Origin of the sequence: Streptomyces sp. NPDC006872 (genome assembly GCF_040635845.1) — a bacterium.
In the GTDB taxonomy this organism is placed as follows: domain Bacteria; phylum Actinomycetota; class Actinomycetes; order Streptomycetales; family Streptomycetaceae; genus Streptomyces.
This window is the reverse complement of record NZ_JBEYIL010000004.1, coordinates 15,480-31,152: the sequence shown is the minus strand read 5'-3', so window position 1 is coordinate 31,152 and position 15,673 is coordinate 15,480. Positions and strand designations below refer to the sequence as shown.

At 71.7% G+C, this 15,673-nt stretch carries 10 protein-coding genes; 6 read left to right on the top strand and 4 right to left on the bottom strand.

From position 1 onward, the window contains the following. Window positions 1-3 precede the first annotated feature (3 nt). Complete coding sequence (locus tag ABZ725_RS13315) at window positions 4-540, top strand: PaaI family thioesterase (RefSeq protein WP_358802797.1); 537 nt, start codon at window positions 4-6, stop codon at window positions 538-540. Here ABZ725_RS13315 and ABZ725_RS13310 read toward each other — a convergent pair. Further along, window positions 534-1,685, bottom strand: a complete 1,152-nt coding sequence (locus ABZ725_RS13310; RefSeq protein ID WP_358802796.1) for an acyl-CoA dehydrogenase family protein — start codon at window positions 1,683-1,685, stop codon at window positions 534-536. The two genes, ABZ725_RS13315 and ABZ725_RS13310, sit on opposite strands and share 7 nt — an antisense overlap. A gap of 125 nt (window positions 1,686-1,810) precedes the next feature. Here ABZ725_RS13310 and ABZ725_RS13305 point away from each other — a divergent pair, with 125 nt between their 5' ends. After that, window positions 1,811-4,009: a SpoIIE family protein phosphatase gene (locus ABZ725_RS13305; protein WP_358802795.1), complete on the top strand. Its 2,199-nt coding sequence runs from the start codon at window positions 1,811-1,813 to the stop codon at window positions 4,007-4,009. Between the two features lie 28 nt (window positions 4,010-4,037). Further along, complete coding sequence (locus ABZ725_RS13300; protein ID WP_358802794.1) at window positions 4,038-4,523, top strand: SRPBCC domain-containing protein; 486 nt, start codon at window positions 4,038-4,040, stop codon at window positions 4,521-4,523. Window positions 4,524-4,552: 29 nt separating this feature from the next. On the opposite strand, the gene ABZ725_RS13295 is transcribed toward ABZ725_RS13300, so the two are convergent. After that, window positions 4,553-7,069, bottom strand: coding sequence for a SpoIIE family protein phosphatase (locus ABZ725_RS13295; RefSeq protein WP_358802793.1), 2,517 nt, complete (start codon window positions 7,067-7,069; stop codon window positions 4,553-4,555). Between the two features lie 139 nt (window positions 7,070-7,208). Here ABZ725_RS13295 and ABZ725_RS13290 point away from each other — a divergent pair, with 139 nt between their 5' ends. Then, a complete protein-coding gene (locus ABZ725_RS13290; RefSeq protein ID WP_358802792.1) occupies window positions 7,209-9,290 on the top strand; it encodes a SpoIIE family protein phosphatase in 2,082 nt (693 codons plus the stop codon). A gap of 370 nt (window positions 9,291-9,660) precedes the next feature. On the opposite strand, the gene ABZ725_RS13285 is transcribed toward ABZ725_RS13290, so the two are convergent. After that, on the bottom strand, window positions 9,661-10,284 hold the full coding sequence (locus tag ABZ725_RS13285; protein WP_358802791.1) for a TetR/AcrR family transcriptional regulator: 624 nt from the start codon (window positions 10,282-10,284) through the stop codon (window positions 9,661-9,663). 25 nt (window positions 10,285-10,309) lie between these two features. Beyond that, the gene (locus ABZ725_RS13280) at window positions 10,310-12,361 is read right to left on the bottom strand and encodes a discoidin domain-containing protein (RefSeq protein WP_358802790.1); all 2,052 of its coding nucleotides are present in this window, start codon (window positions 12,359-12,361) and stop codon (window positions 10,310-10,312) included. Between the two features lie 274 nt (window positions 12,362-12,635). Here ABZ725_RS13280 and ABZ725_RS13275 point away from each other — a divergent pair, with 274 nt between their 5' ends. Both ABZ725_RS13275 and ABZ725_RS13270 read left to right on the top strand, forming a co-directional pair. Then, window positions 12,636-14,630 carry an FAD-dependent oxidoreductase gene (locus tag ABZ725_RS13275; protein WP_358802789.1) on the top strand — a complete coding sequence of 665 codons (1,995 nt, stop codon included), beginning with the start codon at window positions 12,636-12,638 and terminating at the stop codon, window positions 14,628-14,630. A gap of 92 nt (window positions 14,631-14,722) precedes the next feature. Beyond that, the gene (locus ABZ725_RS13270) at window positions 14,723-15,664 is read left to right on the top strand and encodes a TIGR01777 family oxidoreductase (protein ID WP_358802788.1); all 942 of its coding nucleotides are present in this window, start codon (window positions 14,723-14,725) and stop codon (window positions 15,662-15,664) included. The last annotated feature ends 9 nt before the right edge of the window (window positions 15,665-15,673 follow it).

Here is a 15,673-nt window from a genome sequence, read left to right as displayed (position 1 = left end):
AGTATGTCCACGACGACACCGCAGGGGCCCTGGGCCGGGGCGGACTTCCAGGAGCCGCCCCGCACCCCCGGCGGGGTGGCGCTGTGCGGGGCGTGCCGAGCCGCCGGTTCCTGCCGGCTGGGGGTAGAGCGCGAGCGGCTCGACGACGACGGGTCGGCGCTGTTCCAGCTGTCCTGCCCGCGGGACCAGGAGGGCGGGCCCGAGGTCGCGCACGGCGGCTGGACGGCGGCCGTCCTGGACGACTGCCTCGGCCATCTCCCCCTGCTGCACCGGGTGTTGAGCGTGACGGCGGAGCTGAGCGTGAGCTTCGTCAAGCCGGTGCCGGTGGAGCGGCCGCTGGAGGTCCGGGCCTGGGTGGAGAAGCGGGAGGGCCGGCGCTGGTACATCGCCGGCGAGATGGTGCTGCTGCCCACCCGCGCCGTGCTGGCCCGGGTCTCCGGGATCTGGGTGATCCGGGACCAGGGCCATTTCGCACGGCACCAGGAGTGGCTGGCCGGCCAGGACGATGCGGCGGCCGGCCAGGACGGCGAGGCTCAGTAGGAGCGCAGGCCCATGCTGCGGGCGATGCCGTTGCGCTGGATCTGGCTCGTGCCGCCGGAGACGGTGGCCACGATCGACTCCCGGTAGCGGAAGCTCATCACGCTCTCCGTCGAGAAGCCGTGCCCGGCCAGGACCTGCATCCCGAGCCGGGCGGCGGCCACGTACGTCTCCGACCCCTTGAGCTTCGCCATCGATCCCTCCCTCGTGCACGGCCGACCCCGGTCGAGCAGCCAGGCGGCGCGGTAGGCGAGCAGCCGGGCGGAGTCGATCTCGGTCTGCAGGTCGGCCATGGCGTGGGCGAGGGCCTGGAAGTTGCCGATCGGCCGACCGAAGGCGTGCCGGGTACGGGCGTATTCGAGCATCTCGTCGAGCGTGGCCTGAGCGGCCCCCAGATAGCCGCCGCTGATGATCACCTTCTCCAGTTCGATGTTGGAGAGCATCACCTTCCAGCCCTCGTCGCGTGGACCGACCAGGTTCTCCTTCGGCACCAGCACGTCGTTGAAGAAGACCTCGTTGGTGCCGAGGATGTGCCGGGCGAGGGTGGGGGTCCGGCGCACCTCGACGCCGTCCGTCGAGGGGTCGACGAGCAGCAGGCTGATGCCGCCGTGCTTGGGTTCGCGGGGTCCGGTGCGCACATAGGTGGCGATGGTCGTGTCGGGCAGTCCGCCGCCGGTGCACCACGCCTTCTGGCCACGGACCAGGAAGCAGTCGCCGTGGTCCTCGGCGGTGGTGCGGAGCGCCGCGGCGTCGGACCCGCTGTCCGGCTCGCTGAGACCGACGGCGAGCCGGTGGCGGCCGGTCATGACGTGCTCGCGGATGAAGTCGCGCTGGGCCTCGCTGCCCCACCGGAACACCGTGATGCCGGGGATGAGCACCCCGATGTAGCACATGGCGACGTCGAAGCTGGCCCGCCCCAGCTCCTCCGCGATCAGGACGAGTTCGAGCGGCCCGCCGCCGTCGCCGCCCTCCTCCTCGGTGAACGGGAGGGAGAACCAGCCCAGCTCGGCCATCCCCCGGAACAGCTCGGGCGGCACCACGCCCTCCTCGTCCCACCGCTTGGCCTTCTCGGCCGGGCACACGTCGGCGACGAACTGCCGTGCCGTCGCGCGCATCAGGTCCTGCTCGTCGGTCAGCCCGAAATCCACGGCCACTCCTCGCACCACCACTAGGCAATTCATCTATCTAATTATTCTACGTTAGCGGATAGGGTTCTGGGGAGCCCGAGAAGCACGAGGAGTGCGTACGCGCCGGTCGGCGTACCGTCGTAACTGTGGACGCCGCTGCGGACCGACTCGTGTCCTGTGCCACGCGTGAGGTCCGACTCCGCGCGGACCGGCTGATCCATGACGTGGAGCAGGCCCTGCGGCGCGAGGTGCCCGAGATCTGGGAGGACCCGGACACCGCCCAGCTGATGGCGGAGAGCGTCGCCGAGCACATCCTCGTCGCCCTGGCCGGCCTGGAGGACGGCCTCGAGCCGAGCCTGCTGTCGACCTCCGCCATCGACCTGGAACGCACCCGTCGGGTGGCCAGACGCGGATCGCCGATCAGCGTGATGCTGCGGTCGTTCCGGCTCGGACAGGGCGTCGTCCTCGACCGGCTGCTGGCCGAGCTGCCCAAGCTCACGGACGACGCCGAACTGGTCAACACGGCTGCCCGCCGGCTCGTCGCGACGGCCACCGGGTACGTCGACCGGCTGTCGGAGCAGGGGGTGGCGACCTACCAGGAGGAACGCGACCGGCGGCTGCGGTGGCGGCTGTCGATGGTCAATGACGCGAGCATGCGCATCGGCACCACCCTCGACATCGTCCGCACCACCCAGGAGCTGGCCGACCTCGCCACCGAGTACTTCGCCGACCTCGTCACCGTCGACCTGCTCGACTCCGCGCTCCGCGGACACGACAGACAGGCGCAGGGCCCGCTGATGCTGCGCAGAGTCGCCCAGCGGTCGGCGGAGGGCGTCCCGGAGCCGGCGACCCTGCCGCAGGAGCTGCACAGCTGGCCGGACGGCACACCGCCGGCGCGCGCCCTGCTCACCGGACGGCCGGTCCAGCACCGCTCCGGCCCGGCCGGCTCCGCCCACGCCACGCTGGTGGTGCCGCTGCGCGCCCGCGACTCCGCCCTGGGCATCGCCCAGTTCGTCCGCCATCGCCACCCCAGCGCCTTCGACGACGAGGACCTGCTCCTCGCCCAGGAGATCGCCGCGCGGGCGGCGGTGGCCGTCGACAACGCCCGCCGCTACACCCACGCCCGCAGCGCCGCCCTCACCCTCCAGCGCAGCCTGCTCCCCCGGCACACCGCGCGGCAGTCGGCCGTCGACATCGCCTGCCGCTATCTGCCCGCCGGCGGACAGGCCGGCGTGGGCGGCGACTGGTACGACGTCATCCCGCTCTCCGGTGCCCGGGTCGCCCTGGTGGTCGGAGACGTGGTCGGCCACGGCATCCACGCCGCGGCCACCATGGGCCGGCTGCGGACCGCGGTACGCACCCTGGCCGACATCGACCTGCCGCCCGACGAACTGCTGACGCATCTGGACGACGTGGTCCTGCGACTGTCCGCCGAGGCCTCCACCGACCCGGACACGGACACCGACGCCGACACCGACACCGACACCGGCTGGGACGCGGCGCAAGCGGGCGGGACAGTCGTGGCGGCGGGTGGGCAAGAAGGCGGGGAGGAGATCGGCGCGACCTGTCTGTACGCCGTCTACGACCCCGTCGCCGGCCGTTGCACCCTCGCGCGCGCGGGGCACGTGGTGCCCGTCGTGGTGGCCGTGGACGGCACCGCCGACCTCCTCGAACTCCCCGCCGGCCCGCCGCTGGGCCTCGGCGGCCTGCCGTTCGAGGCGGCGGAGATCGACCTGCCCGAGGGCAGCGTCCTCGCCCTCTACACCGACGGCCTGATCGAAGCCCGCGACCACGACGTCGAGACGGGCCTCGCCCTGCTCCGGCAGACCCTCGCCCGGCCCGCCCCCTCGCTGGAGGCGACCTGCGACGCCGTCCTCGACACCCTGCTGCCGACCCGCCCGGAGGACGACGTCGCCCTGCTCCTGGCCCGCACCCACATCCTCGGCGGCGATCACGTCGTCAGCTGGGAGCTGGACGCCGATCCGGCCGCCGTGTCCCAGGCCCGCTCCGACGTCGCCCGGCAGCTCGGCGTCTGGGGACTCGAGGAGCTCGCCTTCACCGCCGAACTGGTGGTCAGCGAACTGGTCACCAACGCCGTCCGCTACGGTCGGCCGCCCATCCTGTTGCGGCTGATCCACGACCGTTCCCTCCTGTGCGAGGTCTCCGACACCAGCAGCACCACCCCTCATCTGCGCCGGGCCCGTGTGTTCGACGAGGGCGGCCGCGGCCTGCTGCTGGTAGCCCAGCTCGCCGAGCACTGGGGAACACGCCACGCCCGAGGCGGCAAGACGGTCTGGGCGGAACTGGGCGACTCCGCCGGCCTTCCGGCCTGGGACATCGGATGACCGAAGAAAGACAGGAAGGACCGGACACATGAGTGTGACCAGCGTGGACAAGGACTTCGACAGCCTCTCCCTCACCGTGACCGCCGAATTCCCGGCCGGGGCCGAGCAGGTGTGGCAGCTGTGGGCGGACCCCCGTCGGCTGGAGCGCTGGTGGGGGCCGCCGGCCTACCCGGCGACCGTCGAGAAGCACCAGCTGACCCCTGGCGGCGAGGTCGCCTACTTCATGACGGGCCCCGAGGGCGACGAGCACCACGGATGGTGGCACGTCACCTCGGTCGCCCCGCCGGCCTCCCTGGAGTTCACCGACGGCTTCGCCGACGACAAGGGAAACCCGAGCCCCGGCATGCCGACCACCACCGTGCGGGTGCGGCTGACCCCGCACGGGGACGACACCCGTATGGAGCTCCGGTCCGGATTCGGCACCCGGGAGCAGATGGAACAGCTCATGACCATGGGCATGGAGGAAGGCCTCAAGCAGGCGGTCGGCCAGATGGACGAGCTCCTCGGCGAGTGACCTGGACACCTACGCGGACGAAGGCCGGATCAGGGGATCTCCTGCTCGGCCCAGATGATCTTTCCGTCGGCCGTGTACCGGGCTCCCCACCGATGGGCGAGCTGGGCCACGAGGAAGAGGCCGCGGCCCCCCTCGTCCGTGATCCGGGCATGTCTCAGCCGCGGGGCGGTACTGCTGGCGTCGGCGACCTCGCAGGTCAGGCGCGCGTCGTACAGCATGCGCAGCCGTATGGGCGGCGTGGCGTAGCGGACGGCGTTGGTGACCAGTTCGCTCACGATGAGCTCGGACGTCATGGCCAGCTCCCCCAGTCCCCAGGCCTCCACCTGGCGGGTCGCCCGGGCGCGGACGTCGGCGACGGCGGCCGGGTGCGCGGGCACCTCCCAGGAGACGACGCGGTCGGCGTCCAGGGCGTGGGTGCGGGCCATCAGCAGGGCGATGTCGTCGGGCTGGGGCACCGGCACCAGCTGTCGCACGGCCGAGGTGCACAGCTCGGCCAGATCGGCCGGCCGGGTGTCGGACCGGGCCAGCAGCTCGCCGAGCCGGGACATGCCCCGCTCCAGGTCGCGGTCGGCGCCCTCGATGAGGCCGTCGGTGTAGAGGCCGATCAGGCTGTTCTCGGCCAGCTCGATCTCGGTGGCCTCGAACGCCATCCCGCCGAGCCCCAGCGGAGGCCCGGCCGGGGGCTCCGGGAACGACACCTGTCCGTCGGGGGAGACGACGACCGGCGGCGGGTGTCCGGCCCGGGCCATCGAACACCGGCGGCTGACCGGGTCGTAGACGACGTACAGACAGGTCGCCCCGAGGAAGGCGCTCGCGCTCTGCCGGTCCGTCGCGTCGTCGCTGCGCTCCGCGCTCAGCCGGAGCACCAGATCGTCGAGGTGGGCCAGCAGCTCGTCGGGGGGCATCTCCATGTCGGCGAGGGTCTGCACGGCGGTGCGCAGTCGGCCCATGGCCGCCGCGGCGGCGATGCCGTGCCCCACCACGTCGCCGACGACGAGACCCACCCGTGCCCCGGACAGCGGGATCACGTCGAACCAGTCGCCGCCCACGCCGTCCGTGGGGTCCGCCGGCAGATAGGAGGAGGCCACCTCCAGCGCGCTGCCGCCCGCCAGGGCGTGGGGCAGCAGACTGCGCTGCAGGGTGACCGCCGCCGTGTGCTCGCGGGTGTACCGGCGGGCGTTGTCCACGCACAGCGCCGCCCGCGCCACCAGCTCCCGGGCCAGCAGGACGTCGTCGGACCGGAACGACACCGGATTGACCGACCGTACGAAGGTGGCGAGGCCCAGGGCGGTGTTCCGGGCCCGCATCGGCACGGAGATGAGGGAGTGCAGTCCGAAGGCGCGGATGCTCTCGGCCCGTTCGGGCTGTTCGGCGACCCACAGCCGGTCGGACGGATCGAGCACGGGGATGAGGATCGGCTCGCCGTCGATGAGCAGGTTCGCGTCGTGCGGCGGGGGGAGGAAGTCCACCCGGTCGCCGATACGTGCCACGGCCTCCGGACAGCCCTCCCGCACCGAGCTCATCCCGGCGCGGCGCATCTCCGGCCGGGCGGGGGCCGGTCCGGCGTCGGTGAGCCAGGTGCCGTGCCCTTCGGTGCTGAGCACCGGCTCCAGGAGGTCGACGATGACGAAGTCGGCGAAGCGGGGGACGGCGAAGTCGGCGAGCTCCTGCGCCGTGCGCATCACGTCCAGGGTCGTGCCGACCCGGGTCCCGGCCTCGTTGACCAGCGCCAGCAGCTGTCGGGCGTTCCACCGCTCGGTGACGTCCTGAACCATGTAGCAGACCCCGGTGACGGACTCGTCGACGCCGACCAGGGGGAAGAAGGACGTGGAGTAGGCGCGCTGACGGTGGGGATCGGCCCAGCTCCAGCCCAGGTACTCGTAGTCGGTGATCGGGGCGCCGGTCTCCAGGACCTTGCGCATCAGCCCCTCGATGGCGACCGCCTGCAGCCCGGGCAGCAGTTCGCTGAGCCGTCGCCCCAGCCGCTGTTCGCGGGGGACTCCGCCGAAGCGTTCCAGCGTGTCGTTCAGCCACACGTACCGCAGCCCCGGATCCATCACCGCCATCCCGACCGGGGAGCGGGTCAGGAACCCGTCGAGGACGGACTGGCCCACCGCCCAGGGTCGGCTCTGCTCGCGTGCCGAGAGCAGAAAGCACTCCTCGTCGCCGATCCGGAAGGACGCGGAGACCCGCAGGTCGACTTCAACGGTACGGCCGTCGTGGTGCCGTAGGCCGATGACACCGCTCCACCCCATGCCCGCCCGGCACCGCGCGGCGACGGCGGCCACCCGGGCCGGGTCCCGGGCCATCGCCGTCAGGCCCGCGGCGGAGCGGCCGACCACCTCCGACGCCGGGCGGCCGAGCAGCGCCTGCGCGCCTCGCGTCCAGCCGACGACGACGCCGTCCGCGGACACGATGGCCGCCGCGTCGGTGGACGCGTCGAGGAGATCGCGCACGCCCGCGGGCGTCGGGGCCTCGGCTTCGGCCTCGCCTTCGGCCGGGGCTTCGGCCTCGGTAGCTTCTCGCGCAGAATCCGCAGAATCCATGGGTGCCGTCCTCTACACGACCATGGTCCTGCTTGTCCGCCCGATGCGCACGGCGCCGCCGGACCGTTCTCGCCGGAGCACCCCGCTACCGGACTGGCCGGGCGAGGCGCAGCATAGAGGTGCTGGAGGAGGATCCGCGATGACAGCCGAACCCATCCGGTCCGAGGGCGACCCGTACCGCCCCGAGGCGCCCCCGTCCACCGGTCTGCTGGACATGCTGAGCGTGGCCGCCATGGTCGTCGACGCCGACGGACGCATCGTTTTCTGGACCCCGCAGGCGGAGGATTTGTTCGGGTACACCGCCCAGGAGGCCCTCGGGAAGTACGCGGCGCGGCTGTTCATCGACCCCGAGCACCTGAAGTCGGTGGTGCGGCTGTTCGGGGAGGTGCTGGAGACGGGCCGGAGCTGGGCCGGCGCCTTCCCCATCCGGCACAAGGACGGCAGCAGCCGGCTGATGGAGTTCCGCAACATGCGGCTGCAGGACGATCTCGGGGGCGTCTACGCCCTGGGCATCGCCGCCGACCACGGTCTGCTCCAGCGGGTGGAGACCGATCTGGCGCTGTGTGAACGGCTGATCAACCAGTCCCCGATCGGGCTGGCCCTGCTGGACCCCGAACTGCGCTACATCCTGGTCAACCCGGCGCTGGAGCGCATCGACGGCATCCATGCCGAGGACCACGTCGGCCGTCTCCTCAGGGAGACCCTGCCGCTGCCCGACGTGGAGACCATCGAGTCGGCGCTGCGCCAGGTGCTCACCACCGGCACTCCGCTGCTCGACCAGTACCACGTGGGCCGGCCGCAGACCGACCCCGAGCACGAGCACGCCTGGTCCCTGTCCTTCTACCGGCTGGAGGACCCCGGCGGGCGGATCCTGGGCGCGGCCGCCTCGGTCGTCGACGTCACCGAACGGCACCGCGCGGCCGCCGAGGCCGACCGGGCCCGGCGCCGCCTCGCCCTCATCGCCGAGGCCTCCACCAAGGTCGGCACCACGCTGGAGGTGGAGCGGACCGCGCACGAACTGGCCGAGATCGCCGTCCCCCAGCTCGCCGACGTGGTCGCCGTGGACGTCCTCGACTCCGCCCTGGCCTGCCGCCGCTCCCGCCGGCCGGACAACGGCCCCGAGCTGTTCCGCGCCCTCGCGCTCAAGGCGAGCCACCCCACCGTGGCGCTGCGCGCCGCCGACCCGCCCGGCGACCTCGCCGCCTACGACGGCGACCGGCTGGTCACCCTGTGCGTGCACACCGGGCGGCCGGTCCTGGTGCGGCATGTCGGCGACCAGGACCTGCCCCGCATCGCCCGGAACGCCGAGGCCGGTTCGCTGCTGGCCCGCGCTGGAGTGCACTCGTACCTCGCCGTGCCGTTGATCGCGCACGGCGAGGTGCTCGGCGCCTTCGACCTCAAGCGCACCCGCAACCCGCTGCCGTTCGACGAGGACGATGTCATCCTCGCCAGTGAGCTGGCCGGCCGGGCCGCCGTGGCCATCGACAACGCGCGCTGGTTCCAGAGCGTGCGCAACACCGCGCTCACCCTCCAGCGCAGTCTGCTGCCCGACCACCCACCCCGTCAGACCGGTCTGGAGCTCGCCTCCCGCTACCAGCCCGCCCAGGCCACCAGCGAGGTCGGCGGCGACTGGTACGACGTCATCCCGCTGACCGACGACAAGACCGCACTGGTCGTCGGAGACGTCATGGGCAACGGCATCGACGCCGCCGCCACCATGGGCCGGCTGCGCACGGCCACCTGCGCCTACGCGGACCTCGACCTCGACCCGGGCGCCGTGCTCCAGCACCTGGACAAGATCACCTGCGATCTGGAGCACTACATCGTCACCTGTCTGTACGCCGTGTACGACCCCCACGCCGGACAGTGCCGCATCGCCAACGCGGGACACATGCCGCCCGCGCTGGCCCGCCCGGGCCGTGCCCCCGTCCTGCTCGAACTCCCCTCCGGGGCTCCGCTGGGCGTCGGCGGCGTCGCCTTCGAGACCACCACGACCGAGTTCTCCCCCGGGGACCTGCTCGTTCTCTACACGGACGGCCTGGTCGAGACGCGACACCACCCCATCGACGACCGGCTGGCGGTCCTCCTCAACTTCCTGGACGAGCCCGACCGTCCCCTGGAGGAGATCTGCGACCTCCTGCTGTACGGCCTGCGCCACCCGGAGGACCACGACGACGTCGCCCTGCTGGTCGCCCGGGCGGTGGCGACCGACGCCGGGTGAGCGCGCCCCCCTCGTAGGTCCGAGGTTCGGGCGGGAGCGGTGAGGCGGTCCACTGACGGCTCGACCGACCACGAACCGAGGATCGTGGTCGGGCTTCGGCGACTCCGGCAGTCTGTCCGGGCCCCCACCCCTCGACCTGCTGGATCGCGGAGGCGAACACGGTGAGCCGGCCTTCGTCCAGGTCGGCCGGCCGGGTGTCGGTTCCCACACCCAGGGCATCGGCGACCCGCTGTGCGTAGGCATGCGGGTCGTTGGAGCCATGGCCGGCCGGGGCGTAGGCCGCCATCACCTCGAGGATCCCGTCTCCTCACCATGAGGACTCCGTTCCCGGGCCGACGCCACACGGGAAATCTGGTTTCACACTCGACAATCACCGCTCCCCGGACGGTGATTGCCGGACGTCGGTCATCACCAGTCCGGCGATATGCGCGGTGACCGTGTCCAGAATGTCTTTCCAGGCCTCCGCGTCGCCGAGCACCAGATAGTTGAGGGTCAGACCGTCGGTCATGGCGGCCAGATAGCGGGCCAGCACGGGGACGGGCACGGCGAGCCGGAGGTCCATGCTCCGGCGCAGTTCCTCGATGAGTTCGGCGTACGCCTCGCCGTACAGCTCGTACTGGCGGCGCGCCAGGTGCTCGAACCCGGGCTGGCGCAGGGCGTACTGGGTGAGCTCATAGGTGAGCATGTGCTCGTCGGGGTGGGCCCGGACGTGGTCCCAGTACGCCTGGAAACCGGCCCGGACCGTCTCCTCCAGGGTGGCCCGGGGCCGGATCGCGTCCTTCACGACGCTCACCGAGTGGTCGGTGAGCGTCGTGATGACCGACTCGACCAGGGCCTCCTTGGAGTCGAAGCAGTAGTGGAAGACGCTCAGGGACACGCCGGCCTCGGCGGCGATGGACCGGGTGGTCGTCCTGGGGACGCCGTCCCGGGCCATCGCCCTGATCGCCGCTTCCGTCAGCTGTCTGCGTCGCTCGGCCGACGGCATGCGTGCCATGTGGTGTGTCCCCCGGTGTCGTACGTCAGGCGCTGTGGACGCCCACTTCGTACAACGAGTATCCCCAGTCGGTGCCCCGGTCGAGGCCGTGGACGCGGACGTAGCGGGCCGGTGTTCCGGTGAACTTCGCCGTGTCCAGGCCGCCGTCGCCGGAGGTGGTGGACCAGGCGGTCGTCCAGGTCGTGCCGTCGGTGGAGAGTTCGATGCGGTACGACTTCCCGTACGCGCGCTCCCAGTCGAGGGTCACCCGGGACACCAGGTTCGTGGAGCCCAGGTCGACCTGCCACCACTGGTCGTCGCTCCAGTCGCTGGCCCAGCGGCTTTCGTCGTCGCCGTCCACGGCCCGGCCAGGCTGGTAGCTGGTGAACGGGTTGGACTCGGACGAACCGGCCGTGGCCGTCCGGCCCTTGGCGAGGTTGACCGACGCCTGGTGCTGCTCGGTCGAGCCCCAGGTGCCGAGGTAGGACTCCGCGCCCCGGAAGAGGTCGTTCACCACGTCCTGGCCGCCGACCAGCCGGATGTCCTCGATCCAGTCGGGGATCAGGCCGACGTTGGCGCCGCCGTCGACGTTGAAGTCGAAGGTGCGGCTGCCGACGGTCTGCTTGTCGATGACGGAGCCGCCGTCGACGCTCTTGAAGGGGTACGTCACCTTGGTGGCGGCGTCCGCTCCGCGCGGGGCGGGGTGGTCGCCGATGCCGTTGAAGTCGGTGCCGTAGCCGTAGCCCACGCCGTACTTGTCGCGCAGCGCGTCGGTGCGCTTCGCCTCGGTGGCGAACGCCTCGGAGCCGTGCATGTACTGGGCGACGAAGCCGCCGAGGCTGTAGACCCGCTCGGTCCAGTTGAGGTCCATCCAGCTGTGCGAGGAGAGCACGCCGGGGTAGGAGGCGGCCTCGAAGATGTCGAGCGCCTGGCCGGTGGCCTTGACGCTCATGTGGTCGATCTCGAGCATCATCTTGCGTTGCATCATGCCGCGCACGGCGTACTCGCCGAGACTGGTGAGCCCTCGGGTGTTGCACTGCGCGGCCGTGTCGTACTCCGGGACCTCCGTGCCGGCCGGCAGGTCCGCCTCGGCCTCGGAGGCTGCGGTGCCGATGGGGTTGTCGTGCTGCGGGCCCTTGCAGGTCTCCGTCTGCCAGAAGGTGCCGGTCGACAGGAACTGCCCGACGTTGATGGCCGTTCCGAGACCGCCCTCGTCGAAGCGGACGCCGCACAGCGCGTTGTCGAACTTGTGGCACAGGAACATGCTGCGCACGCCCAGCGCGTACAGCTCGTCCAGGCCCTTGTCGATGTCGGACTTGCTGCACTGCGCGATGTCGAAGATCTGCTTGCAGCCGAACGGCTCGGAGGTCTCCACGCCCAGGACGACCGCCAGCTTGCCCTGCTTGATGACCTCACGCGCCTGGGCGCTGTCGAGGACGATCCGGAACCAGCCCTTGCCGGTGCCGCCGTACTGCTTGTCGATGTAGGCCTGCAGGTCGTACGTCAGCTTCGCCTGGAGACGGATCGACGTCATCTCGTCGCAACTGCGGTCCTTGAACGGGTAGATCGAGCAGATCATGCCGTTGGTGACGAGGTCGTTGACCAGCACCCGCTGCCCGCCGCGCCAGGCCCGCTCCACCCAGGCGTAGTAGTTGGCCTGGTGGGTCATCGAGTCGTAGGCCGGCCAGTCCGTGAAGGTCGGCCAGCCGACGGGGTCGTGCTTCCCGTCGCCGCCGTGGGTGATGTAGTCGAACAGCGCGAGCGTGCCGTCGGGGTAGTGCTCGGGACAGTCCTTCAGCGCGTCGGCGACGCCGGCCTCGGAGAACACCTTGCCGCAGATCAGCCGCCCGCCGAACGCCTCGTTGGAGAACAGGTGGTTGTGCGCGTCGACGAAGCCGCGCACGTCCCCGGCGGAGTCGGTGCCGGTGAACGGCTCCCCGGTGACGTTGATCTGGGAGTCGGGGGTCGGCCGGGCCGTCGGCGTCCACCAGTCGGTACCGGCGGCCGAACTCTGGGCCGGCCCCAGGATCGTGGCCAGTACGAGCAGGAGCAGTGAGACGACGGTGACATGGCGTCTGCGGTACGGGCGTCCGGTCATGGTCACAGGCCCACTCCCTCGGTCGACGGGAAGGCGCGGTCGACGAGGGCGTTCTGACTGCCCATGAGATTGTCATGACCGACGCAAGATAGTGCGATGAGAATGCGGACTGACGCCGTTCCGAGTCAAGAGTCCGGGACGCTTGACCTGATAAGTGCCGGCGCCCGCGCAAACCTCCCCGTGGGAGCACGCCCGCGACGATGCGCTTACACGTTCAGGTGATGATCCACGCGACCCCGCCGAAGGCCCCCCATGCGCCCCCTATCCAGGGCACATGGACATGTACCGCACTTCTGCAGACCCGGGGCGGCTCTCCCGTCGCCGGTTCACGGCCACTGCCGGCGCCGCCGCCGCGCTGGCGGCCTCCGCCGCCCCGGCCGCAGCCGCCCTCCCCCGACGGCCCGACTGTCCGCCCGAGTCCACCGCGGACTGGGCGACCTGCCTGGCCGTGGCCCGCGCGCTGCTCGTGGTCGACGAGGACGACCGGCCTCTCGTGCCGGGGTACGCGAAGGTCCTCGACGGGGGTCTGCCACGGGCGAGGACGGGCGCCGCGAAGAAGGTGCTCGTGATCGGCGCCGGACCCGCCGGACTGGTGGCCGCCTGGCTGCTCAAGCGCGCCGGGCACCACGTCACACTCGTGGAGGCCAACGGCAACCGGGTCGGCGGCCGCATCAAGACCTTCCGCACCGGCGGGCACGAGCACGCGCCGCAGGCGTTCGCCGACGCCCGCCTGTACGCGGAGGCGGGCGCCATGCGAATCCCCGGCAGCCACCCGCTGGTGATGGGCCTGATCGGCCGACTGGGCGTCGAGAAGCGCCGGTTCCACCTCGTGGACGTCGACGCGGACGGCAAGCCCGTCAACAACGCCTGGCTGCACGTCAACGGAGTCCGGATGCGCCGCTCCGCGTACGCGACCTCGCCGCGCAGGGTCAACCGCTCCTTCGGGGTGCCCCGAAAGTACTGGGACACCCCGTCCTCGACGATCCTGCGCGAGGCCCTGGACCCGGTGCGCGACGAGTTCAGCACCCGGGGCGCCGACGGCAAGCGGGTCGACAAGCCGCTGCCGGAGCGGGTGCGGGGGTGGGCGCGGGTCGTGCAGAGGTTCGGGGACTGGTCGATGTACCGGTTCCTGACCGAGGAGGCGCGCCTCGACGAACGCACCGTCGATCTCCTCGGCACCCTGGAGAACCTCACCTCCCGGCTGCCGCTGTCGTTCATCCACAGCTTCATCAGCGCCTCGCTGATCAGCCCGGACACCGAGTTCTGGGAGCTGGTCGGGGGCACGGCCATGCTCCCGGACGCGCTGCTGAAGGAGGTCTCGGACGTGCTGCGGCTCGACCGGCGCGCGACGCACATCGAGTACTGGGCGCCGGACCGGCAGGGCGGGCACGACACCTCGCACGTGAGCGCCGACGGACCGCACGTGTGGATCGACACCGTCTCCGAGGGGCGCGGCGGCAAGGTCGTGCGCGAGGAGTTCACCGCGGATCTGGCGATCGTCACGGTGCCGTTCTCGGGGCTGCGGCAGGTGCAGGTCAGCCCGCTGATGTCGTACAAGAAGCGGCGGGCCGTCGCGGAGCTGCACTACGACAGCGCGACCAAGGTGCTGCTGGAGTTCGGCCGCCGCTGGTGGGAGTTCACCGAGGCGGAGTGGAAACGTGAACTCGACGCCGTACGGCCGGGGTTGTACGAGGAGTACCGGGCGGGGAAGGCGCCGGCCGACGGGAGTCTGCTCGGCGCGCATCCGTCCGTGCCGCCCGGCCACATCTCGGCGGGGCAGCGGGTGCACTACGCGGCCAACCGGTGGGCCGCCCGCGACCAGCCGGAGGCGGCGCACATCGTGGGCGGGGGCTCGGTCTCCGACAACTCCAACCGGTTCATGATCAACCCCTCGCACCCGATCGGCGACAGCGAGGGCGGTGTCGTCCTCGCCTCCTACAGCTGGGCCGACGACGCCTCCCGCTGGGACTCGCTCGACGACGACGCCCGCTATCCGCACGCCCTGCGCGGGCTCCAGCAGGTCTACGGCCAGCGCGTCGAGGTCTTCTACACCGGCGCGGGCCGCACCCAGAGCTGGTTGCGCGACCCGTACGCCTACGGGGAGGCGTCCGTCCTGCTCCCGGGGCAGCACACGGAGCTGCTCAGCGCCATCCGAGCCCCCGAGGGCCCGCTGCACTTCGCGGGCGACCACACCTCGGTCAAGCCGTCATGGATCGAGGGCGCGCTGGAGTCGGGGGTCCGGGCGGCGCTGGAGGCACACGGGACGTAAGACCTCGAAGCATGTTTTGAACACGTTCAAATACAGGGTAGGGTCCTCTTCACGTAGGGCTTTGAAGGTCGTACGAGGAGAGGACGCCGCTCATGAAGATCGTGCTACCCGGCGGGACCGGGCAGGTGGGGACCGTCCTGCGCCGCGCGCTGACCGCGGCCGGACACGAGGTCGTGGTGCTGACCCGGCGGCCGACCGGCCGGGGCGAGGTGCGGTGGGACGGCCGGACGCTCGGCCCCTGGGCGGAGGCGATCGACGGCAGCGACGTCGTGGTCAATCTGGCCGGCCGCAGCGTCAGCTGCCGCTACACCCCCGACAACCTGCGGGACATGATGGAGTCCCGGGTGGACTCCGCCCGGGTCGTGGGCGAGGCGATCGCCGCCGTCGCGCGACCGCCGCGGGTCTGGCTCCAGATGAGCACGGCGACCGTCTACGCCCACCGGTTCGACGCCCCCAACGACGAGGCCACCGGCCTGATCGGCGGCGCCGAACCCGACGTCCCGGGCTACTGGGGCTACAGCGTCGACATCGCCACCGCGTGGGAGCGGGAACAGGAGAAGGCCGACACCCCGGACACCCGCAAGGTGGCGCTGCGGTCCGCGATGGTGATGAGCCCCGACCGGGGCGGGGTGTTCGACGTGCTGCTGCGGCTGGTCCGGCTCGGGCTCGGCGGCCCGGTCGCGGGCGGCGCGCAATACGTGTCCTGGATCCACGACCACGATTTCGTCCGCGCGGTCGAGTTCCTCGTCGAACGGGACGACCTCGCCGGACCGGTGAACCTGGCCGCCCCCGCCCCGCTCCCCCACCGTGCGTTCATGCGCGCCCTGCGCGAGGCGTGGGGCGTCCCGGTGGGCCTGCCCGCGACGAAGTGGATGGCCGAGCTCGGCGCCTTCGCCCTGCGCTCGGACACCGAACTCCTCCTCAAGAGCCGACGCGTCGTCCCGGGGCGGCTGCTCGACGCGGGATTCGTCTTCGACCGGCCGGAGTGGCCGGCGGCCGCCGCCGACCTCGCACGGCGGGTGCGAGACCGCTGACGGCGACGT